Annotated in this window: 18 protein-coding genes, 1 tRNA gene and 1 other RNA gene; 8 read left to right on the top strand and 12 right to left on the bottom strand. The window is 52.9% G+C overall.

Features of this window, described 5'->3' with window-relative positions; all coding sequences use genetic code 11:
* Positions 1–16: 16 nt before the first annotated feature.
* The 4 genes from LG301_RS08675 to betI all read right to left on the bottom strand — a co-directional run bounded on the left by LG301_RS08675 (position 17) and on the right by betI (position 6,609).
* On the bottom strand, positions 17–2,503 hold the full coding sequence (locus tag LG301_RS08675; protein WP_404470682.1) for an acyl-CoA dehydrogenase: 2,487 nt from the start codon (positions 2,501–2,503) through the stop codon (positions 17–19).
* A gap of 333 nt (positions 2,504–2,836) precedes the next feature.
* The gene (betA, locus tag LG301_RS08670; protein ID WP_404470680.1) at positions 2,837–4,510 is read right to left on the bottom strand and encodes a choline dehydrogenase; all 1,674 of its coding nucleotides are present in this window, start codon (positions 4,508–4,510) and stop codon (positions 2,837–2,839) included.
* Positions 4,511–4,520: 10 nt separating this feature from the next.
* Complete coding sequence (gene betB / locus LG301_RS08665; RefSeq protein WP_404470679.1) at positions 4,521–5,990, bottom strand: betaine-aldehyde dehydrogenase; 1,470 nt, start codon at positions 5,988–5,990, stop codon at positions 4,521–4,523.
* A gap of 10 nt (positions 5,991–6,000) precedes the next feature.
* Complete coding sequence (betI, locus tag LG301_RS08660; protein ID WP_404470677.1) at positions 6,001–6,609, bottom strand: transcriptional regulator BetI; 609 nt, start codon at positions 6,607–6,609, stop codon at positions 6,001–6,003.
* Positions 6,610–6,842: 233 nt separating this feature from the next.
* Between betI and LG301_RS08655 the strand changes: the two genes are divergently transcribed.
* The 3 genes from LG301_RS08655 (at position 6,843) to ffs (ending at position 8,089) form a co-directional block, all read left to right on the top strand.
* Entirely contained in the window at positions 6,843–7,778 is a 936-nt protein-coding gene (locus tag LG301_RS08655; RefSeq protein WP_404470676.1) for a choline ABC transporter substrate-binding protein, read from the top strand.
* Between the two features lie 92 nt (positions 7,779–7,870).
* A tRNA-Met gene (locus tag LG301_RS08650) sits at positions 7,871–7,947 on the top strand.
* A gap of 45 nt (positions 7,948–7,992) precedes the next feature.
* Positions 7,993–8,089, top strand: an RNA gene (gene ffs / locus LG301_RS08645) — signal recognition particle sRNA small type.
* A gap of 337 nt (positions 8,090–8,426) precedes the next feature.
* On the opposite strand, the gene idi is transcribed toward ffs, so the two are convergent.
* The 7 genes from idi to LG301_RS08610 all read right to left on the bottom strand — a co-directional run bounded on the left by idi (position 8,427) and on the right by LG301_RS08610 (position 15,797).
* The gene (gene idi / locus LG301_RS08640) at positions 8,427–8,993 is read right to left on the bottom strand and encodes an isopentenyl-diphosphate Delta-isomerase (protein ID WP_404470675.1); all 567 of its coding nucleotides are present in this window, start codon (positions 8,991–8,993) and stop codon (positions 8,427–8,429) included.
* Between the two features lie 48 nt (positions 8,994–9,041).
* On the bottom strand, positions 9,042–9,986 hold the full coding sequence (locus tag LG301_RS08635; protein WP_404470674.1) for a Brp/Blh family beta-carotene 15,15'-dioxygenase: 945 nt from the start codon (positions 9,984–9,986) through the stop codon (positions 9,042–9,044).
* A gap of 65 nt (positions 9,987–10,051) precedes the next feature.
* The gene (locus LG301_RS08630) at positions 10,052–11,236 is read right to left on the bottom strand and encodes a lycopene cyclase family protein (RefSeq protein WP_404470673.1); all 1,185 of its coding nucleotides are present in this window, start codon (positions 11,234–11,236) and stop codon (positions 10,052–10,054) included.
* A gap of 2 nt (positions 11,237–11,238) precedes the next feature.
* The gene (locus tag LG301_RS08625) at positions 11,239–12,279 is read right to left on the bottom strand and encodes a phytoene/squalene synthase family protein (RefSeq protein ID WP_404470672.1); all 1,041 of its coding nucleotides are present in this window, start codon (positions 12,277–12,279) and stop codon (positions 11,239–11,241) included.
* Positions 12,276–13,829, bottom strand: coding sequence for a phytoene desaturase family protein (gene crtI, locus LG301_RS08620; RefSeq protein WP_404470671.1), 1,554 nt, complete (start codon positions 13,827–13,829; stop codon positions 12,276–12,278). The genes LG301_RS08625 and crtI overlap by 4 nt, the downstream gene beginning before the upstream one ends.
* Entirely contained in the window at positions 13,826–14,911 is a 1,086-nt protein-coding gene (locus LG301_RS08615) for a polyprenyl synthetase family protein (protein WP_404470670.1), read from the bottom strand. Before LG301_RS08615 ends, crtI begins: the two co-directional genes overlap by 4 nt.
* A 64-nt stretch (positions 14,912–14,975) precedes the next feature.
* Complete coding sequence (locus tag LG301_RS08610) at positions 14,976–15,797, bottom strand: bacteriorhodopsin-like (RefSeq protein ID WP_404470669.1); 822 nt, start codon at positions 15,795–15,797, stop codon at positions 14,976–14,978.
* 517 nt (positions 15,798–16,314) lie between these two features.
* On the opposite strand from LG301_RS08610, the gene LG301_RS08605 reads away from it, so the two are divergent.
* Both LG301_RS08605 and LG301_RS08600 read left to right on the top strand, forming a co-directional pair.
* Positions 16,315–16,683, top strand: coding sequence for a hypothetical protein (locus LG301_RS08605; protein WP_404470668.1), 369 nt, complete (start codon positions 16,315–16,317; stop codon positions 16,681–16,683).
* Positions 16,684–16,816: 133 nt separating this feature from the next.
* On the top strand, positions 16,817–17,503 hold the full coding sequence (locus tag LG301_RS08600; RefSeq protein ID WP_404470667.1) for a hypothetical protein: 687 nt from the start codon (positions 16,817–16,819) through the stop codon (positions 17,501–17,503).
* Between the two features lie 75 nt (positions 17,504–17,578).
* Here the strand turns inward: LG301_RS08600 and LG301_RS08595 are convergent, their stop codons facing one another.
* Entirely contained in the window at positions 17,579–18,538 is a 960-nt protein-coding gene (locus LG301_RS08595; protein WP_404470666.1) for a phosphoribosyltransferase, read from the bottom strand.
* 511 nt (positions 18,539–19,049) lie between these two features.
* On the opposite strand from LG301_RS08595, the gene LG301_RS08590 reads away from it, so the two are divergent.
* Genes LG301_RS08590 through LG301_RS08580 form a run of 3 tightly spaced genes read left to right on the top strand, consistent with a single transcriptional unit; the run spans position 19,050 to position 21,275 of the window.
* The gene (locus tag LG301_RS08590; RefSeq protein WP_404470665.1) at positions 19,050–19,598 is read left to right on the top strand and encodes a hypothetical protein; all 549 of its coding nucleotides are present in this window, start codon (positions 19,050–19,052) and stop codon (positions 19,596–19,598) included.
* Positions 19,599–19,619: 21 nt separating this feature from the next.
* Positions 19,620–20,774 carry a histone deacetylase gene (locus LG301_RS08585; protein ID WP_404470664.1) on the top strand — a complete coding sequence of 385 codons (1,155 nt, stop codon included), beginning with the start codon at positions 19,620–19,622 and terminating at the stop codon, positions 20,772–20,774.
* A gap of 51 nt (positions 20,775–20,825) precedes the next feature.
* On the top strand, positions 20,826–21,275 hold the full coding sequence (locus LG301_RS08580) for a GNAT family N-acetyltransferase (RefSeq protein WP_404470663.1): 450 nt from the start codon (positions 20,826–20,828) through the stop codon (positions 21,273–21,275).
* Positions 21,276–21,279: the final 4 nt, after the last annotated feature.

Here is a 21,279-nt window from a genome sequence, read left to right as displayed (position 1 = left end):
AGGGCAGGCGAACGAATTATTTAACGCTCATTTCCTCGCTTGCCGGTTTGGTAACCGGTGCTGCGTTATGGTTAATGAGAGTTGATTTGTCCGTTGCAAATGCATCGTAAGCGAAGTCGTCTACGGTCAGCATTTCAAGCACTTCAGCTTCAAAGGTGCGCATGAACTGGGCATCTTCTTCGCTGATTAGCCCTTTCTCTAGAGCCGCTTCCACACGTGCTTCTGGGTGAAGGGCTGTCTGAGGCAGCTCGCCTTTAGCGTAAGCCTTGTTCACCGTGCGGTAGATTTTCTCTGCGCGCTCGTACTCAGCCAGCAGGGCATTATAACGGGCTAGCGGATTGCGCTCTTGACCATCATCTTGATCCCACGTATTGACAAGCAGCTTGGTGCGCAGGGCGCTATGGCTAGAGACGCGCTGGGCAATATCCCGTGCTAGGTCGTCACTGGGCTTATCCCAACGGCGGCCAGTGGGCATTGTCACCGCGTTAAGCACTTTACCAAGCGCGCGATTTGGCAGGTTGTCGAAAATTTCGACAAAGGCCTGCTCAGCACGGTGTAGCAAGAAGCGGCAGCTGTAATGCAGAAGCGCTTCTTCACCTTCGACCTTATCGCCTGCTTGCCACTGCTTGAGCACCATAGAGGCCAGATAAAGGTTAGAGAGCACGTCACCCAGGCGGGCAGAGAGCATTTCGCGCTTTTTAAGCTCAGAGCCGAGGCTTGCCATAGCCGCGTCGGCACATAGGCCAAAACTAGCAGACAGACGTGCAATGTCCTGGGCATAAATAGCCGCCGGGCCGTCGAATGGCACGCTGGCTTTGCCGAGACCAAGCCCCAAGGTAAAGGCGCGTGCCGCATTACCGAAAATCAGGCCTGCATGGCCAAAGAAGGCTTTATCAAACGCTTTGATATCGTTGGCATCTTTCGCCGCTAGCTCGTCAAGGACGTAAGGGTGACAGCGAATAGCGCCCTGACCGAAGATCATCAGGTTGCGGGTCATGATGTTCGCGCCTTCCACGGTGATCGCCACCGGGTTCGCGCTATAGCCAATGCCTAGATAGTTGCGCGGGCCAAGGGTAACCGCTTTACCACCGTGAACGTCCATCGCATCACTTAGCAGTACGCGCTGGAATTCAGTGAGCTGACTTTTCAGAATGGCAGAGGGTACCGCCGGCTTCTCGCCATGGTCGATCAGGTTGGCGGTTTGGTACACCGTGGCCGCAGAAATGTAGGCCAACGACGCCATACGTGCTAATGGTTCCTGAACACCTTCCATCTCGGCTACCGGCACGTTGAACTGACGACGAACGCGGGTGAAACCACCGCTCCAGCCCAGTGCGTAGCGCGCGGTGCCAGTTGCGCCGGAAGGTAGCGTGATACAACGGCCAATAGAGAGGCACTCCACCAGCATCCGCCAGCCTTGGCCAATCATATCCGGGCCGCCGATAATGGTATCTAGCGGTACGAAGACGTCGTTACCTTTGATCGGGCCGTTCATAAACGGGCTGCCGATGGGGTGATGACGACGACCAATGTCCATGCCATCGGTATCACGGGGAATCAGCGCTAAGGTAATGCCACGATCTTCTTCTTCACCCAGCAAGTTTTCGGGGTCAAAAAGACGGAACGCTAAGCCCACTACGGTAGCGATAGGCGCCAGGGTGATCCAGCGCTTCTCAAAGTTGAGGCGAACGCCGACAACTTCTTCGCCGTTGATGACCTGTTTACACACCACACCGGTATCCGGTAGCGAGGTAGCATCAGAACCAGCACGGGGGCCTGTTAAGCCAAAGCAGGGGATTTCACGGCCATCGGCCAGGCGGGGCAGGTAGTGATCTTTCTGCTCTTGAGTGCCGTACTTCAGCAGCAATTCACCTGGGCCGAGCGAGTTGGGTACGCCCACGGTCACCATCAGGGTTTCATTGGCGGAAAGCTTCTGCAGCACTGTGGACTGGGCTTTAGCAGAAAAGCCTAAGCCGCCGTACTCCTTCGGGATAATCATACCGAAGAAGCCTTCTTTCTTCAGAAAGTCCCAAAGTTCTTGGGGAAGGTCGGCACGCTCTTTAGCGATATCCCAGGCGTTACACATGCCTGCGGCTTTTGCACACTGATTGTCGATAAACGCCTGCTCGTCTTCGCGCAGACCCTCATCTTTAAAGTCGAGCAGCTTGTTCCACTGCGGCTTACCTGAAAAGAGCTCACCGTCCCAGGAGACGCTTCCCGCTTCCAGTGCGGTGCGTTCTGTGGCAGATACTTTGGGTGCGACTTTTTTGAAGATAGCGAAGAGGCGCGGTGTCAGCCACTTGCTACGCAGCGCAGGCAGGCCCGCAGCCGCCACCACGGCTGCGCCAATCAGCAGTATGGTACCCGTAATCGGCGCGTCGAATAACACGCCGATAAGGCCGAGAACGCCAAGGACAGCGAGCGCTGGCGTTGCGCCCGCTTCCCGACGCATCACGATGAGCAAGCCGACAACGGCAAGCACAATAAGTAGTAGGGTTAGCATATAACCTCTCCGTGGGTTGTTAATTCGCGTTTTGTTAATTGATAGTGCATTTAAACAGATGTTTGAATTCTGGCAGATTCTCGCTGTTCAGTGCAAGCCTTTCGCGTGTTTGCCGCAGCCATAAGCCCATCGCTTTGATAGTGCTGCTACAACTTCCTGGGCTACTGCAACGGCTGTTCTCAGCCGCTCGTTTTAACGCTGCGTTTAATCACTACTGTAGCGTATGGGTGACGGGGTTGTTCTCTGTGCGATGTGCTACGTAGATGTACTGTGCATAAAAAAACGCCATAGCGGTATGCTATGGCGTTTTGAGTTATTCTTTCAAAGTAAAGTTCAGTGCTGTTTTGCGGGTGCTCCGTTCGCGACGTAGTATGCAACGTCGGTGCGTGGCAGCGGCTCGCGGCCACGAATGCGGTCGGCAATTTTTTCCGCCAGCATGATGGTGGGTGCGTTTAGGTTGCCAGTAGGAATCACCGGGAACAGCGATGCATCCACCACGCGAAGCCCTTCGAGACCATGCACGCGGCCTTGGGCATCGGTGACGGCCATTTCACCTTCACCCATGCGGCAGCTGCCACAAGGGTGGTAAGCGGTTTCGGCGTGCTGTTTCACGAAGCTGTCTAGCTCTTCGTCGCTTTGCACGTCAGGGCCCGGCGCAATCTCACGACCTCGGTATTGATCGAAAGCCGGTTGAGCGATGATCTCGCGGGTCAAACGAATCGCGTCGCGGAACTCTTCCCAGTCCTTCTCTTTGGCCATGTAGTTGAACAGAATGCTTGGCGCAGCGTGGGGGTCTTTGGACGTCAGACGGATACGGCCACGGCTTTCTGAACGCATGGAGCCGACGTGCGCCTGGAAACCGTGCGCCTGAACCGCACTCTTACCGTTGTAACTAATGGCAATGGGCAAGAAGTGGTACTGCAGGTTGGGCCACTCCTCCTCGTCACGGCTGCGGATAAAGCCGCAGGACTCAAACTGGTTGCTGGCGCCCACGCCGGTGCCCTTAAATAACCATTCAGCACCGATTTTCGGCTGGTTGTACCACTTCAGCGCCGGATAGAGCGAAATGGGCTCTTTGCACTCGTACTGAATGTACATTTCCAAGTGGTCTTGCAGGTTTTCACCCACACCGGGTAGTTCGTGTACCACGGGAATACCCAGCTCTTTCAGCCACTCTGGGTTACCGACGCCAGAGCGTTGAAGAATTTGCGGTGAGGCAATCGCACCACCGCACAGCAGCACTTCGCGCCGTGCGCGGGCCTGCTGGGGCTGGCCTTTTTGCTCGTAGCGTACGCCAACAGCGCGTTTACCATCGAACTCAATGACATCGGTGACGGCGTGGGTTTCGATAGTGAGATTGCTGCGCTGTTTGGCGGTATCCAGATAACCCCGAGCGGTAGAAGCGCGGCGCCCGTTGGGCGTTACGAAACGGTCCATGGGGCCGAAACCTTCTTGCTGGTAGCCGTTAACATCGTCGGTTTCTGGATAGCCTGCTTGCTTGCCCGCTTCAATAAAGGTGCGGTAAAGCGGGTTATTGCCCGCTTTGGGCGTCGTGACGCTTACTGGGCCATCACCACCGTGGTAATCGTTCGGGCCGATATCGCGGGTTTCACACTTTTTGAAGTAGGGCAGGCAGCTTAAGTAGTCCCACTCCTCCAACCCGGGCTGTTTGGCCCAGTTGTCGTAATCCAACGCGTTGCCGCGTATATAGCACATGCCGTTAATCAGCGAGGAGCCGCCAAGGCCTTTGCCTCGGCCACACTCCATGCGGCGGTTGTCCATGTGCGGCTCGGGGTCGGTTTCGAACGCCCAGTTGTAGCGCTTACCCTGCAGCGGGTAGGCCAGGGCCGCGGGCATCTGGGTGCGGAAGTCAAAGCGGTAATCTGGGCCGCCGGCTTCTAGCAGCAGCACGCTGACGTTGCTGTCTTCGGTCAGGCGCGTAGCCAGCACGTTACCTGCTGATCCAGCGCCAATAATAATGTAGTCGAATTCGCGTGATTGAGACATGGGGGCTCCTTTAAAACACCGACTCAAACGGGCCCATCTCGATCTGTACGGACTTGGTCTGAGTGTAGTGATTTAGCGTTTCAACACCGTTTTCACGGCCAATCCCCGACTCTTTGTAGCCGCCTACCGGCATTTCAGAAGGCGACTCGCCCCAGGTGTTGACCCAGCAGATTCCCGCTTCCAGCTGGTGAATCACGCGGTGAGCGCGGTTCAGGCTCTCGCTGAAGACGCCGGCAGCCAAGCCATACTTGGTGTCGTTGGCGCGGCGGATCACTTCGTCTTCGTCATCAAACGTAAGCACGGACATCACTGGGCCAAAGATCTCTTCTTTGACGACGCGCATCTCATCGGTGCAGTCAGTGAAGATGGTGGGGGCTGCCCAAGCGCCTTTCGCCCATTCGCCGCTGTTCCATGTTTCGCCACCGGCCAGCACTCGCGCGCCTTGCTCTTTGCCAAGCGCGATGTAAGAGAGCACTTTTTCCTGGTGTTCAAAGCTGACCAACGGCCCGAAGTTGATGCTGGGATCCATCGGGTCGCCCGCTTTGATGCGCGCCACGCGCTCTACCAGCTTGGCCTCAAACGCCTGTTGAACACTGCGCTCAACAAACACGCGGGTGCCGTTAGTGCAGATTTGGCCGCTGGAGTAGAAGTTCGCCATCATAGCGGCATCCGCAGCGCGGTCGAGATCGGCATCGGCAAAGACGATCAGCGGAGACTTGCCGCCTAGCTCCATGGTGACATCTTTCAGCGTGGAGCCACCGGCCGCTGCCATAACCTTCTTGCCTGTGCCCACTTCACCGGTGAACGAGACTTTGGCAATGCCTTCGTGTTCGGTCAGCATGGCGCCCACGTGGCCATCCCCCTGTACCACGTTGAATACGCCGTTGGGTAGGCCTGCTTCGGTGAAAATCTCGGCCAGTTTGATCGCTGTCAGTGGAGTGACTTCACTGGGTTTGAACACAATGGCGTTACCCGCTGCCAGCGCCGGTGCGGCTTTCCAGCAGGCAATTTGAATCGGGTAGTTCCATGCGCCAATTGCGCCAATCACGCCCAGCGGCTCACGGCGGGTGTAGACGAATGAGCTATCGCGCAATGGAATCTGGCTACCCTCAATAGCGGGTGCAAGACCTGCGTAGTACTCCAGTGCATCGGCACCGGTGACGATATCGACGCTGGCGGTTTCGCTAATCGGCTTGCCGGTATTGCGCGTTTCCAGTTCGGCAAGTTCATCGTTGCGTTCACGCAGCAGCGCCACGGCGCGCAGCAGAATGCGCGAACGCTCCATGCCGGTCATGGCGGCCCACTCGCGCTGGCCACGCTGTGCGGCTTCAACGGCGCTGTCGACATCGGCTTGGCTTGCCTGGCCAATGGTGGCCAGCAGGCTGCCATCATACGGATTGGTTACGGTAAATGTTTCGCCGGAGGTGGCATCAACCGGGCGACCATCGATGTAGAGGGGCTGTACGTCTTGAGCGGCCATGCTGATCTCCTTAATAAAGTTCGGCAGCGGATGCATCTTTTAGGCATCCGTAATGGGTCAGTAGCTGGTCGAGATAGGTGTGCGCAAGATGACGTGCTTCTTCGGCATCCAACCCTTCGGGCGTTAACGCACCGCGTAGCCAGAGGCCGTCGATCATCGCGGCTAACCCGCGGGCAGCGTTGCGGGCGTCGCGCCGAGTCATGACTTTGCGGAACTGGTAGCAGAGGTTGGCGTAGAGGCGCCGGTCATTCACATACTGCAAACGTTGGAGCACGGGCTTATGCATGCTGCTCGCCCAAAAAGCGAGCCAGGTTTTAGCGGCTGGCCCGGTGACCTGGGTGCGGTCGAAGTTACCCTCGATGATGGCGCCAATATGGGCGCGAGGGGAGTCATCTTCCAACGCGTGACGGCGTGCTGCGACAGCATCGCTGAGATCCGTCAAAATTTGCCGCATGGTGGCTTCGAGTAAGCCATCCTTGCCGCCAAAATAGTGGCTAATAATACCTGCAGAGACCCCCGCGTGGCGGGCGATACGCATCACCGTTGCCTCAGCAAGGCCAACCTCATCAATAGCCGCCATGGTGGCCTTAATTAACTGCTGGCGGCGTATTGGTTCCATTCCCACCTTAGGCACAGCTATCTCCTAATGACGTTGAATGCCCATTACCCCTGAGCCTTGAAAAGCAGGGGTAGGCATGGTTACCTAGTCATGATGACATTTTTTTATTGAACGTTCAATCAATAAAAATGGATGCTGCTTAGTTGCTGGGTTTTAAAGCTAAGTGACTGAAGCAAAACCTTTAATGTGCCTATTCGAAACAGTTTGATGGTCAACGAGAAAGGGGATTGATAATGACAAAACCACACTACTCACGAGGATTTGCCGCTCTTCTAATCGCCGCCGGGTTGCCGGCAGTCGCTTCTGCGAACGAGTGCAGCAGCGTTCGTTTTGCAGAAGTGGGTTGGACCGACATAACCGCGACCACCGCGATGGCAAGTGAAGTGTTAGAAGCGCTGGGGTACGAGCCACGCGTAGATACGGTGTCAGTACCGATTGCCTATGCCGGTATGCGTAATAATGATTTTGACGTCTTTCTAGGTAACTGGATGCCCTCAATGGCCTCCATTAGCGATCCGTATATTGAAAGCGGAGAAGTGGAGCGCTTAGTAGCCAACCTTGAGGGGGCTAAATACACGCTGGCGGTACCTCAGTATGTGTATGATGCCGGCGTTACCTCAGTAAACGATTTAGCCGAACACGCTGAGCAGTTCGAGCAGCGTATTCACGGCATTGAGGCGGGTAACGACGGTAACGAACTTATCGAGCAAATGATCGATGACGATGCTTATGGGCTAGGGGATTGGCAGGTGGTCGATTCCAGCGAGGCGGGGATGCTGGCCGAGCTTCGCGCACGAGTGCCTAACGAAAAGTGGATGGTGTTCCTGGGTTGGGAGCCGCATCCCATGAACACTAATTTCGATATGGCCTACCTTTCGGATGCAGACGACTACTTTGGCCCGAATCTAGGCGGCGCGACAGTATATACCAATACCCGCGCAGGATTTGTTGAGTCTTGCCCCAACGTGGGCGAGCTGCTGAGCAACATGACGTTCACGCTGGAGATGGAAAACCAGCTAATGAGCGCCATCATGGATGAGGGGATTGATCCGCGTGAGGCAGCGCGAACGTATCTCAACCAAAAACCAGAGGTGCTAGCGGTGTGGCTGGAGGGCGTCACGACCCGTGACGGTGGCGAAGCACTACCCGCTGTGCAGGCCGCGCTGTAAGCCAGTACGCTAAACGCCAATAAAAGGCAGGCCGTTTCGGCTTGCCTTTTGGCGCTGATATAGGCATACTCTGCACCCGCTGGTGTCGGAAAGGCTACGTAGCTCAGCTGGTTAGAGCACATCACTCATAATGATGGGGTCCCCTGTTCAAATCAGGGCGTAGCCACCAACCAGCGTAAGTATGCTGTATTAAGGCATACAACTATGGTGGCCCCTTAGGTCCTCCCGCAACGCTAAACTGCGAACCCCGCCAGGCCCGGAAGGGAGCAACGGTAGTGGTGGCTGCGTGTGCCGGGATGTGGCTTTTGGGGCCGCCTCCATTTCTGTCGTTTCCGGCCTTTTTTGACATAAGTTCTGGTTTCTCGTGATATAACCCATCTTTGTAGTAATTCTGCGAAATGGGATGTTGTCATGTGAAGACATAAGCTCCGCCATTCCCGTGTCAAGAACCTCTACAAATTTGCTATCTTCAAAACTGCCTCAGCTCATACTGTAGAGTCCTCTCTAGAATTTGATGTTTGCTATCATTTTGAATATTCCCCTCAAGTTAAGTTCTGCTTTTCAAAGTCATTGTGAGTTTTATAATAGTAATTATGGCACTGTTGTATAAAAATCGAGGACTTCGTCACCTCGGAGAACTTCATCACCTCAAAGAGACTCGACTTGCAGCCAATATTTTTTACGTATGAGTGGCCATTCAAGTTTGAACCACGGAGTGAAGCATTCAGCGTTTTGACGCAATTCTTCATCTAATGCTTCAGGTGCAATATAACGGCAATCCGCTACTTCGTTTTCATTAAGGATAATTTTTTTATCCGAGCGCGCTACATAAACTGAGCATAGCTCATTCTCGGCTCCAGCATCGCCAAACACGGCTTTATAACGAAAACGATAGAGAAACTTGGGGTGAGGTGAGATGGAGAGTTCCTCTTTCAGTCGTCGTTTCACAGAGGCCATGTCATCCTCCCCCCTGCGCGGGTGGCTACAACAACTATTTGACCAGTAGAGTGGCCAAAGTGGTTTCATCGCACTGCGTTGTTGCAATAAAAGGTCATTATCACTATTGAACACAAACACGGAGAAGGCCCTGTGCAACTGCCCCTGACCTTGATGGCATGCTAATTTAGAGTCGTATCCCAATATTTGATTTTGTTCATCAACGAGGATTAAGGGTTCGTTATCAAAGGATACAACGGTATTTCGAGTATGCGCCATGCAGTTGGCCCTATGCTGATGAACCATGCGTGTGAAAATGGTTCTGTATTAATGTTGAGCATCATGTTTGGTCGCTATCCATAACGCCACCAACAATGCATGCGGCACTGTCAAAACAGCCAAACCCCAGAAAATCACCCTGACGGCGTTTTCGAGCCAAGCGCTTTCAAGATTGGCACTCGCGCCACTCATGGCCCACCAGGCAATCCCCCCTAGCGCAATAGCGATAACGGTGGCGGGAGCTGCGCGTCGTGCAAGTATTTTGACGTCAATCGCCTTGAACACCCGATGTTCTGCGCCCAGCAGAAGCAAAAAATGACGCAGGCTATGCACAATACAAAAGTAAAAAGCGAAGGCAAGCAATGGAGGTAAAAGAAGCATTGGCGCAGCCAAGGTACAAAGTTCAAGGAGTAACTTAGTACGGCTTCTGCTTTGCGTCAGAGACATAGCAATAACGAGCAACAATACCCAGCCCAGTATTAGCAGGCGTCCTGTCGGTATCACGATAGTCGAAACCACTTCTTGATCCTGTTGCAATAGCCAAGCAAACAGTATCGCTACTTGTTCCGGGTTTCCTGCCATCGGGCCAATGATAGGCAAGCTGCCGCTTAACCATCCCAACCCGGTATGCCCGCCTTTGGGTAAGAAAATGCAATCTGTTATCGCAAAGTGCCATATTGAAAGTCCCAAAAAGCCCACCAGTGCAAGCGTCGGTTGCCAAACAATAAACGCTATGGTGAAGGCCATTAGCGCCACATAACCTGCCAGCCACTGAAGGTTACTACGCCCGCGAAACTCCTTGAGAGCGTTAATGATCACCGGATCGGCGCCGCCGTGAGACAAGCCAAACAGCGCAATAGGAATTAAAATCATCCAGAACTGCAGATCTAGCTCGAGCTTGGGTAGCCAAGCGGCTATCACACCAAGAAAGAGCGCAGCCATCATCACCCAAACGCGGTGGGACTCTGCCGTGGCAGAATTGATTTCGGGCATGGTGCCTCTCCCATGTATGAAAACTGCCTGACAATTCGATGCTATGTCTGTCAGAAAGTATACGTCTACGAGTTTCGCGCTAGCCTAATGGCCGCCCTCAAAAATGGTCCAGAGGGTAATCCACGCATAATGGCCAGCAAATCACCTAGATGCGGCTCATCGCCTAAAAAACGACGCTGTTCAACCGCACTAGTACGTTTGAACAATTGCATAAACCAACCGGGAGCCTGCTCAGGGGATTGACGCAACGCCTGTAAAAAAACCTTATCCATCCACTCAAGTGTTGAGGAACGCAGCTTCGGCGGCGTTAGCTTCCAGCAACCGGTTTCGCTAGCTTTATAAACTTGCCTAGCCACGTCTGCCGACCCTCGTTGGCAGCTGGCAAACATGTATCCTGTAGCAGGACGCATCCACCCGCCGCGTATGCCAGCAGCCAAGTAACGTGAGTTAAGTGACGGCGGCACCACAGGCATCATAGGTAGGCAGCCCGTTTCCTGCCGCAATAGCGTCCACTGGTTTCCCAGCTGTTTATTCAACCATTCAGTGAGTTGATAAGGGATTTGCTGCGATAACAATCGCTGGCAGAAGGGGTGCGTATTATCAACGTGGAAACAGGTCCATTCAGCTAACAGCCGATGATCATCCAGAGGTAACAGATAAACGAAATTGACCCCACTCAAGCCGCTTTGAAAATCCATTAAACAAGCGGTTGAGGGTGAAACCCCATGGTTGGTGCGATGCACTTCAACGCCATGAAAAACCTGCCAGACGCCCTTATGGGAAGACAGCATAGCGGGTTCCGGCGGGCGAGTATCGATGACTAGATTTGATGTCAACTCACCCTTGGAAGTGGTAATTTGCAGGCCATCGTCCAGAGGTGAAATCGTGCCGACGTCAATACCGTACGTCACATGAAACTCTGGGCGCGTCGCCATCGCCGTATAGGCAGAACGCCGCATGGCATCAGCAGATAACAGAGAGTAGCAGTGGTCTTGATCTTCGCGTTCGACGCACTGGTTTTCAAATTTGACCTGCCAACGCGGCCAACGATGACTGATCGCCTCGCGAAAAGGGTGCGGTTGCTGATCCCAGAAGCACCAAGTCCGGTCATTGGTGTCTTCATGGCGGGCCTCAAGCAGATGAACGCGGGGCGCCGACTTGTGTGGTGGAATAGTGTCTACCAGCCAACTCGCGATGCTGAGGCCTGCGAGACCAGCTCCTAGAATGGCGACATCGGTATCGGCTGGCATACTTAAATGGCTCCATGACTACTAGCGCCATCGTAAAATGCCAGGGTACGGCCCAGAGAATGATGAAGTGTCTCGTCATGAACGGGGGACTTAGCAGGCACTAGGGCTGGCAATGCCAATATGCTCTGGTAAGCCTTCGCCAAGCTTGGCACAACCACACGATGGCCCCAATACTGCGTAGCATTGAGGCGATGAATACGCCGACCGATATCACGGTAGATACGTAACGCAACGCCTATTGCTAGTCGCGCCCTAGCCGGCAGATAAGCGAGGCCTTGCCACCCGCTGACATAATAATGTTCAGCCAGTGCCAACAATTGTTGAATCGCCTGCCAAGCCTGCTGGCGTGCCTGGTCATCGCCTGCGGCAATCTGGTCTGCCGTGACATCACCAGACATCCAGGCAGCAGGCAGATACAGCCGACCGTCATGAGCGTCTTCAAGAACGTCGCGCGCGATGTTGGTCATTTGCATGGCAATACCTAGGTCAATAGCAAAAGCCAACGCACGATCCGGCTGTTTGGCGTCGAGCAAATTACACATCATCACGCCAACCGTTCCCGCTGCCCCATAAGCATAATGCAACAGCGCCGACTCGCTGGTTAGATGCAGACGGGACAGGTCAACGGTCATAGTCGTAATTAGGTCTTGCATAGCGTGATAAGCCCTGGAACCGGGACTAAACAATGAGCAGATATCAGTTTCAAGCGTTGCCACAAAATCTCGATCAATTGGCGATAGCGGCAACGCTTGCGTGTATTCAATGGGGGTATCAGTTGATTGGTCCTCTAAAACCATGAGCAAGTACGGCTCACCAGGGGAGCGCGAAGCAAGCCTCTGCTGCAAAAGGCAAAGCATCTGTCTGGCGCGAAGCCGCTCTGCGATGGTGGTCGCATTATCGGCAATATCGTCCACTTGTCGGCATACATGATAAAGCTGCGCTCCAGACTGCAACTGATAAGCAGGCAAAAAACGTCCCGCCCAATGAAAGCTTCGGCCGTGCAGGCGCAGAGTTGCTTGAGACGTTGTGCTTGGAGTAGTCATAGGACGTTTTTACCTTGCATGGTCATCAGCCGCTTTTGACGTTTGTGGCTGTCTTCCTGTACCAACCGTGCGACAACGCCAGCAGAAGAAACTACACCTGGCACACCGGCGCCGGGGTGTGTGCCTGCACCTACAAAATACAGGTTGTCAAAGTGCGGAGAACGGTTATGGAATCGTAGCCCTGCCGATTGTGTCAACGTGGGCGCAATCGAAAAACCGCTCCCAAAAGGGCTCGAAAGTGCATCCTGGAAATAGCGCGGCGTTATTGAATGGGTGGCACCCAACTGTTCAAACAGATCAGGCATTAAGCGCTGCTGTAAGGTCAGCAAAATGTGTTGTGTGAGAATTGGCTCAAGTTTGTCCCAATCTTGCTTTCCGTTGAGGTTTGGCACCGGCGCTAATACATAGAACGCATCACCGTTGGCAGGCGCCATCTCTGGGTCAGTGGCGCTCGGACGGTGAAGATAAAGGCTGAGATCATCAAGCAGCTCATGCTTATCGAAAATGGCGTCAAGGATCTCTTTGAACGTATCACCGAAGACAATCGTGTGATGTTCAAGCTCTGGATAACGCCGTTGCGTGGTGAAGTAGACCACTACCAGTCCCATCGACTGTTTCATACGGCGTCGCCATCTATTCAATAAGCGACCCCAGCCCCTCATCGGCAACCAGTGCTCATAGACATGCAGCGGGTCGACATTGCTGACCACAATATCAGCCTCGTAGTGCTCGCCCGTCACCACCTCCACGCCGGTAACATAGTGACGCTCCGCACTGATTGCACTAACCTGCTGACAGGTCCTGATGAGTCCGCCGTGTCGTTGAAATAAGGCGGCAAGCGCCGCAATCAGTGCACCCGTGCCTCCTTTTGGGTACCAGACGCCGCCACGGCGCTCAAGAGCATGAATCAATCCGTAAAGTGACGATGTGCGGTACGGGTGTCCGCCCACCAACAATGAAGGCACGGAAAACGCTTTACGCAATCGCTCGTCGTTGAAAAAACGCGACACAAAACCGTACAGGCTGACATCGGCCCGCAGTCGGACCAAGTCGGGTAATACTTTGAGCATGTCCGTCACTTTAGTGAAGGGCTGCTCCGCCAGATCGACAAAACCGCGCTGATACATTACCTCTGTCGCTTTCAGAAAATCTGCATAAGCAGCGCCTTCTCCTGGCGATAATCGCTCGATTTCTGCGACGGTGTCATCGATACCGCTTTTGTAGTCAAAATAGCTACCATCGGCAAAATCCATCCGGTAGAAAGGTTCAACGGGCATAAGAGTGACATGCTCTTCCAAACGTTCGCCAAAGCGCTCAAACAGTGCCTCAAAAATGAAAGGCGCGGTAATCACTGTCGGCCCAGCATCAAAAGCAACCCCGTCTAAATGGAAAACGCGGGCACGTCCACCGATATCCGCATGGCGTTCAAGCAACTCGACGTTCCAGCCTTCGGACAACAGGCGCAGAGCAACGGCAATTCCGCCAAATCCCGATCCAATGACAACGGCCTTGCCATGCACGGATGCTGGGTTAAGTGTCAAAGCGCTCATAAAGACAACTCTTGCATAGCATTGATATCCTGGTCTGACCCAGACAGTTGCTCAAAATAGGTCGTTATTATCAGTTGATGTTTCTCAAGACGATGGCGCAGCTTTGCCAAAACATCTTGTAATGCCATGCCAAGTGAGTTGGGAAAGAGCTGAATAAGAGCATTTGCACGGGTTAACGCCGCTGAGGCATGCCGGGTGGCGCGGCACATGGCTTGAGAAGCTGGGTTCGACAGCCGCTGTGACCGAACCGGCCAATGACGCGGCCAAGCGTGATAACAATGGTAGTGTTCTGGCTGCAGGCGTTGTGCGCAACCAACATCTAGATCATCTAAATCATCAATAATTTGATAAGCCAGCCCCACGGCTTTTGCAAACCGGTGAAGCTGTACGCATTGCTGCTCATTAATATTCCCGCCTATTGCCGCGGCTTCCAGAGGCAGTGCAATCAAGGGAGCCGTCTTGGCCATTGTTGCTTGCAGGTACTCGGTAACAGTGGGAACAAGTCGTTGATGATGGATAGCATCTTGGCAGTCAGCATTGCAGGAGCCGCGCGAGGCTAATTCGATGCTCTGACCGGCAATCACCTGGCCTGATCGCTCGGTCAGGAGCTGAATCAGCGATAAGCTGTGCGCGGGTTGGTCACTATTCAGGGCAGCACGGAAGGCCGCGGTGAGTAAAAGATCGCCTGTGCAGAGCGCAACTCCAGGGTTGTCACGTTTCCAGACAGTCGGCTGCCCACGGCGTTCACTGTCGCCGTCGCACAGATCATCGTGCACAAGCGATGCATTATGCATAAGCTCAGATGCGGCAGCAGCGGCAATTCGATGGGCACTTGATGACTTGAACGCCATCCCACTGAGCAATGCTAAACGAGCGCGCAATTGACTTCCGCCCGTCTCAAGATGATAAAGGCTAGCGGCTTGCGCTGGCCAATTATCCGCCGCATTAAGGCTTTCACGCATTAATGCATTTACTTGTTCGAGTTCGCGTTCAACGTCACTCACATCGGATGGTGCTTTCATTGTCTCGATGCCACCATCAGCTTTGAAATTGGCGGTTTGATTGAGGGTTGCAGTGGCCATGCCAGCGTCCTTTTGCACGGGGCCATCCTTGGCCGAAAGCAACTCCTTCTATGAAAGTCGGCGCTTAAGAGAGCGTTGACGTTTCTTTTTCGTCGTCTGCTTCAACATTAGCTGCATGGTGAGTGGCTGGCGCACCCTGCGTCTCTACCTCTGATTTACGCATGGCAATCACGAAGATGAAGACACCAAAGACAGCCTTAGCAACGATATCCGCTACTGTGTAGCCGATTTCAACGGCTGTAATGGCAGCTCCGCCTTCCAAACCGACCAACGGAAAGAGGTAGACGATGGGGTAGAACAACCAAGAACCAATGACCAAGTAGACTGAGATGTTGATCAAGTTCTTCACGTTTTCCGGTTGCTGTGAAATGGACTCTTTAAGACCCACCACAAGCTGGTAAACGATGTAAACGAACGGAATCATTGAGAGCACCCAGAATACGAAGCGCAAGCCGCCTACACTGGATACTTCACCTGGATAACCAAGCACGATCATCAAAGCAGCAGCACCACCCAGAATCGTCGATTTCTTAATGGTTTCTTTTCTAGACAAGCGCATGACTAGTATTAGCTCTATTAACAACAGCGGCACCGTCAGCAACCAGTCGACATAACGATAGGCTTGGTTGAAAGGCTTGCCAGTTGAGACGACTTCACCAGACGTGACGTCAACGGCGGCTCCCCAAGACAGCATGATTTGAAGATAGTGGTAAGCAGCCACGGCCGTAACCAACCCGGTAATGGTGATGGCTAGGCGGTAGGCCGGGGCAATCTCAGACTTCATTAACCAGAAAAATAGCGTTGCGGCGGCCATTACGGCAAAGCCGAATGAGTAGCCATTCTGGACAAAGTAGTATTGCCCTACGGATAAAGCTTCAAGTTCCATGAGAATCTCCGGTTTTTTTTGTGAGTAGACGTTACTCAAGAGAAAGGCATTGATGCATAGTCTGGTGAGCAATGACCTACCAAAGGATTCCATACAAGAGTTATCCGTAGATCCTATCTTGGATAACTATTGTACAGACTAGTAAGGCCGCTCAAAAATAACCAATAATTTTTCACAAATTTTTTGCAGTTTTTGACCTCAGGTAATTTCGTGTACACCTTCAAAGCCATTTGCAAACATTGGTCCTGTATCGCCATGGGCTGAGTCGGTCGCAGCGATACTGGCATACCAAGATATTGTTCGCTCTGGTCACTTCAAGAACTGCGCGCAGTTATTTCGGAGCAGCAGGAGTTGCTCCGCTTGGTGCTTTACGTCTTATCTGAAGGACTAATTTTCTTCTCCTTCTCAGTCATAAATTATTCATAAATTCTTCTTAAATTTTTAATCTTTACCCTGTCAGAAGGTGGCGTGGCGTTGAGTGGATGCCATACTCCCAAGTAACACGGGGTGACAAACCATGAATATGACGATCACTGAGGCTGCAAAACTGTACGGAAAGCAGCGTAAGACGCTGTTCCGCCATATCGATGAAGGCCGCCTTTCATGCAGGGGGCGCGGCGATGGACATTGTATTATGAGCCTGCCCGAACTCATTCGTTGCTATGGCGAGCCACCCAGTTCTCCCGAGGACGGTGACACGCTGACACGAGCAATGCCCGAAGAACTTCAAGCTCGTAGGAAAGAAGCGGAACAGCTGCGTGCTGATTTTCGTCGTCTTCCTCCCCCGCCCCCAGAATCAACCCTTTCAGCACAGTCCACAGAAACGCGAAAATTGGATGACCCCCATTTTTTTCCCTGCCGTCAGGAGAGCGAATCAACACTCTAGAGAGTCGTTGCCAAAGTGAACAATGGTGGTGGGATCGGACATCGGCACAAGTGTTTCTGGGAGAGTACACAGAGCGCTGAAAACCGCAGGTGTTGCGCTTAATGTTTGAAATAAAGTTCAATTAATGGGGTGTATGATGGCTAAAGAGATGACAGTTAATAGTACAGAGAATCAGATCAAGGCAGGCCTGAAGTCTCTCTATAAGACAATTGAGAGAGTGTTTTACCTCTCTTTAAAGAAAAAAATCCACCACACGCGGTTTCATAAGGCAAATGGTATGAATGCGCCATGTGAGGGAGAAGTAATCTGGGTCGACCCCATTGCCATTACTGGGCATATACAGGTTGCGGATTGGCGGGCTATGAAACGTAGAACGGGGTTTGATGGAGGCGCCTTGCTTGATGGTGAATGGGATATTGCACGGGTAGAGAAGGTGAAATTTACCGAGATGGATCCATTTATTAGTTGCTCTGCTCATTGGCTCGAAGGAAGACCCTGGCACGAAACATCTCTCTTCAATTTTTATCAAACTAAATTGGAAAAAGGTGAGCACTGTCGCTTTCCTTCAATCGTGGCATTGAAGGAAAGGTATGCACGACTTGATGAAATATTCAATACGGTTGTCACCCAAGGGAAGATGAGCACCAAACTGGAAGATCTGGTTAAAATTAGCTTAACGCGTGATGGCAGTCTCGTTTGGGGCCCCGACGGACGGCATCGAGTCTGTATCGCCATTTGCGCCGGCATCGAGAGAATGCCAGCGATGACAGGATTCGTGCACACTGATGCAGTGGACGTATTTCAGTCATTTCGTGTTTAAAGCAACGAAGAAATATGCTGAATAGTTAAGCACCTCTGGTCTCTTGGCGTGCTTGTTGGACGGCACAGCCCATCATCAGCGATTACTCTTAAGACGGCGGTGAAGGCCAGAGAAGGTTCTCAACTTCAATTTCATGGTGCGAAGAAGCCTTTTGGCATAGCCGCGCAGACTCTTTCCGTTAGTTGCTGTATAGACTTGGTTGTCTTGACAGCAATAAACAACTTTCCCTGAGATTCTTGCAATATCCGCAGCCTGCATGGCGCTACTCTCAATGAAGAAGGTGTAATCGGAGTTTTTGTATAACAGGCCCTTATGCGTAAAACTGGCACCCAGACGCTGCCGTTCTTCTCTCGAAGGTAGATCCAGCATAACCAGGCGCTCATAATCAATGCCCTGCTGCTTAAGCCACTCCTCTGTCTGGCTACGGTATTTCTCGAGACGGTTGGTTACTAGGCAGCCGATGCGGCCGGAAGGCAGGAAAAGAGGCTCAGCATTATTCAAAAACGCAATGTATTTCTCTCCATCATCGTTCTGATGGGCAGTTGGGTCGACGCACAGCACCCCATCAATGTCGACGCAGGCTTGGGAAAGCGTATCGGGTGAGAAGATGTTCCACTGGAAAGCGCGGGGTGACTCTAGAGTGCAAAAGGAAATATCGACGTGCTGCTTACCATTGGGATCTGCGTAGATCGCCAAGGTATCGATCGTACAAAGGCAGTCGTTGGGAATGGAATCCCGTGCTTCCTGCATGGTCCGCCCGGTTACAACGCTGTCGTCGACGAGAAGAATCTTTTTTGCATCCCAAGCAGCATTCGGCAGCCCTTGAGTCTTGCGACTCAAACGAGTTTTCAGCTGTTGGTTAGCAATGAAGTCCGGAAGTCCCACCACATCGATATGCAAGCCTAAAGCAACCATGCTGGCCGGGATCATGCCACTACGTGGAATACCAACGACGAGGTCGTAGCCTTTCCCCTGAACAAGAAACAAGGATGCAGCGATGTCCTCGCTCAGGTCACCATAGGATTTGTAATTCATGGTTATTACTTCTCTTTGCCAGAAACGATAATGTAGTTTAAGCGTAGCGGAATTTAATGATGTCGAAGGGTTCCCGTGGTTCTCAGTGCAAGCCCTGCGCTGTGTTTTTCCCTCCTGGTGGTGTCGTTACCAACCTAATAGCCGTCGAGGACAAGAGACGGCGGCGCTCTGTAAAAATTAATTAAACCTAAACATAAGACATTCATTTTAGTTAAATGTTCAGGGTCTTCACTCATATGCTGCGTTAAAGGGCTGATAATCTTAATGTTTTTTATGACGTTCAGCGGCAAAATGATGCTTATTTAGGTAAAAGGTTGTCTCGCTTGGCTTTACGATTTTCACAATTAACTGTCAGAACAGTATTCAACATTGGCGAACTTCATTTTTATTCTTTTATAAGTATGCAAACGCACAGACAGCTGATTCGCCGGTTAGCGAGTATGGATCTTGTAAATCGAACTTTAATTGTACCGCTAGACATTAAGCGCGTACAAAAGCTCAGGAGATCCTCATGATTAAAGTCACAACCATTGCTCTTACGCTCGGCGTTCTCAGTGCATTGCCCATGGCAGCATCGGCACAATCTTTGAATTATGGTCCGGAGCAGGGCGAACGCGAATTTTCCATTTCCGGCACCGGCAGCACTGATCGAAACTTTAACAGTGGAACCTTCGGCGTGACGGGCGACTTGGGCTGGTATGTTCAAGATAATTTGGTGGCAGGCGTTCGTCAAAGCATCAACTATACCAATATTGAAGACGAGAACATCCTCAATGATTTCTGGAACGGCTCGACCCGGGGTTACGTTAACTATCAATTTCTAGATGATCGCGCACGACCATTTATAGGTGCCAGCCTTGGGGCACTTTACGGAGATGGTGTCCAAGACAGCGCCTTCGCGGGTTTGGAAACGGGCATGAAATACTACGTGTTGGCTAAAACCTATTTCCTTGCACGTGCCGAGTATCAGTTCCTTTTCAGTAGCACGAGTGATGCATCAGATGCATTTCAAGACGATGGTGCTTGGGCTTATACGGTAGGTCTTGGTTATAATTTTTAACCTCACAGTGGAGCCTTCACAGTGGCCGACCAGAACAGCGTGATCGCCTTCTATGACGAAAGGATGCTGACTCATGAACCGGATATTGAGGTGCCCTTTCTACCAGGGCGAATGGATAAGCGAATCCGCTCACTTCTGTCTGGGTTAGGAGTGCCTTGGGAGTACCCCGAACACTCCGCTCGGCTCACTGCCATCAGACACTTGCTGGAACTTGAGCCGGTTCCCGGGGTGACCTTCGAGACTGGCAGGTCAGCCACGCGCGAGCAGCTAGGGCGCGTCCACACCAGCTCTTATCTGGACAGCATCTACCAGCTTCGCGGTGAAAGTGCATGGCTTGATGAGGATACCACCGCCGTATCACCCGGCAGCGTCGATGCCGCTGAAGTGGCCGCCGGTACGGCGATCGCTGCCGTCGAGGCGGTGGTAGAGGGGAGGGCTGAGAGTAGTTTCGCGCTAGTAAGGCCCCCTGGGCACCACGCTGAACCGGTGCGCGCCCGAGGCTTCTGCTTGTTCAACAACGTGGCGGTGGCAGCAGCCCATGCTCAGGCGGCGCTTGGCTGCCAGCGGGTCATGATCGTCGATTGGGATGCTCATCACGGGAACGGTACCCAAGACATCTTCTTGGCCGACCCAAATGTTCTGTTCTTCGATATCCACCGTGCCGCCCCTTTCTATCCCGGTACAGGCAGTCTCGAGGAGGTTGGCGTGGGGCTTGGGGATGGCACCATCGTCAATGTTCCTCTGCCTGCCGATGCCGGCGATGCTGCCTATCTCAAGGCGTTCCGCGAGATCCTTGTGCCGGCAGCCCAATGGTTCCGCCCCGACCTGATCCTGGTCTCAGCAGGCTTCGATCCTCACACTCATGACCTAGCGTTGAATGTCTCCTATGACGGCTTTGCCGCTATGACGCGCATCCTACAGAACCTAGCACGCCAGCAGTGCAGAGGAAGGTTGGTCTTTGTGTTGGAAGGCGGCTACAACCTGATATCGCTGTCGCACGGAGTCAAGTCAGTGCTTGAGGTGCTGGCCGGTGAAGAACCGCCGGAACCGGGCCTGCGCGGCCTGGCTGAGGTGGAGGCTGCAAAGGTCTTTCATCGAGGCGCCTTCGTCAACGAAGCGGACGCTTCGTTGACGTTCTCTGGCGCCGGGCATGACGGGCAAAATAGCACGGCATGAGCTAAACGGTAGCCCGTGACTAGGCGAAATCCCCCAATGGAGGCGCATGCGATGGGTGTAACACTGAAGAGCATCACCCGAGAGAACTTCGAGGCCGTCATTGCGCTGGAGTTAGCAACGTCACAACGTGACTATGTCGCTTGCAACCTTTACTCCATTGCCGAATCGAGCTTCCATCCGACCTATCAGCCTCGCGCTATTTATTGCAACGGGGAAACGGTCGGTTTTCTCATGTATGAATTCTTCCATCACGACGGCCGACCACCTGCTTACAACATCTTCCGTCTCATGGTTGACCGACGCCATCAGGGAAAAGGCATTGGGCACAGGGCCATGCAGTGCGTGCTGGATGAGATCAGGGCACAGGGTTCCTTCGAAAGGGTAGCGATCTGTTATGTGTCCACTAACCAGGTAGCCCGGGACTTCTACGCCAGTCTAGGCTTCCAGGAGGTGGGTCTGAGCGAGGAGACCGGCGAGGTCGTTGCCGAAATACGTGGGTAACGTG

It is taken from the genome of Vreelandella venusta (genome assembly GCF_044809155.1).
Taxonomy (GTDB): Bacteria; Pseudomonadota; Gammaproteobacteria; order Pseudomonadales; family Halomonadaceae; genus Vreelandella; species Vreelandella venusta_B.
Note: the sequence above shows the minus strand (reverse complement) of the source record. Positions and strands in the feature narration are given on the sequence as shown.

Bases quoted from the DNA above. Each gene is read 5' to 3' on its own strand.
- LG301_RS08675 (WP_404470682.1), bottom strand. From the start codon at position 2,503: ATGCTAACCCTACTACTTATTGTGCTTGCCGTTGTCGGCTTGCTCATC.
- betA (WP_404470680.1), bottom strand. From the start codon at position 4,510: ATGTCTCAATCACGCGAATTCGACTACATTATTATTGGCGCTGGATCA.
- betB (WP_404470679.1), bottom strand. From the start codon at position 5,990: ATGGCCGCTCAAGACGTACAGCCCCTCTACATCGATGGTCGCCCGGTT.
- betI (WP_404470677.1), bottom strand. From the start codon at position 6,609: ATGGAACCAATACGCCGCCAGCAGTTAATTAAGGCCACCATGGCGGCT.
- LG301_RS08655 (WP_404470676.1), top strand. From the start codon at position 6,843: ATGACAAAACCACACTACTCACGAGGATTTGCCGCTCTTCTAATCGCC.
- idi (WP_404470675.1), bottom strand. From the start codon at position 8,993: ATGGCGCATACTCGAAATACCGTTGTATCCTTTGATAACGAACCCTTA.
- LG301_RS08635 (WP_404470674.1), bottom strand. From the start codon at position 9,986: ATGCCCGAAATCAATTCTGCCACGGCAGAGTCCCACCGCGTTTGGGTG.
- LG301_RS08630 (WP_404470673.1), bottom strand. From the start codon at position 11,236: ATGCCAGCCGATACCGATGTCGCCATTCTAGGAGCTGGTCTCGCAGGC.
- LG301_RS08625 (WP_404470672.1), bottom strand. From the start codon at position 12,279: ATGACTACTCCAAGCACAACGTCTCAAGCAACTCTGCGCCTGCACGGC.
- crtI (WP_404470671.1), bottom strand. From the start codon at position 13,829: ATGAGCGCTTTGACACTTAACCCAGCATCCGTGCATGGCAAGGCCGTT.
- LG301_RS08615 (WP_404470670.1), bottom strand. From the start codon at position 14,911: ATGGCCACTGCAACCCTCAATCAAACCGCCAATTTCAAAGCTGATGGT.
- LG301_RS08610 (WP_404470669.1), bottom strand. From the start codon at position 15,797: ATGGAACTTGAAGCTTTATCCGTAGGGCAATACTACTTTGTCCAGAAT.
- LG301_RS08605 (WP_404470668.1), top strand. From the start codon at position 16,315: ATGAATATGACGATCACTGAGGCTGCAAAACTGTACGGAAAGCAGCGT.
- LG301_RS08600 (WP_404470667.1), top strand. From the start codon at position 16,817: ATGATGGCTAAAGAGATGACAGTTAATAGTACAGAGAATCAGATCAAG.
- LG301_RS08595 (WP_404470666.1), bottom strand. From the start codon at position 18,538: ATGAATTACAAATCCTATGGTGACCTGAGCGAGGACATCGCTGCATCC.
- LG301_RS08590 (WP_404470665.1), top strand. From the start codon at position 19,050: ATGATTAAAGTCACAACCATTGCTCTTACGCTCGGCGTTCTCAGTGCA.
- LG301_RS08580 (WP_404470663.1), top strand. From the start codon at position 20,826: ATGGGTGTAACACTGAAGAGCATCACCCGAGAGAACTTCGAGGCCGTC.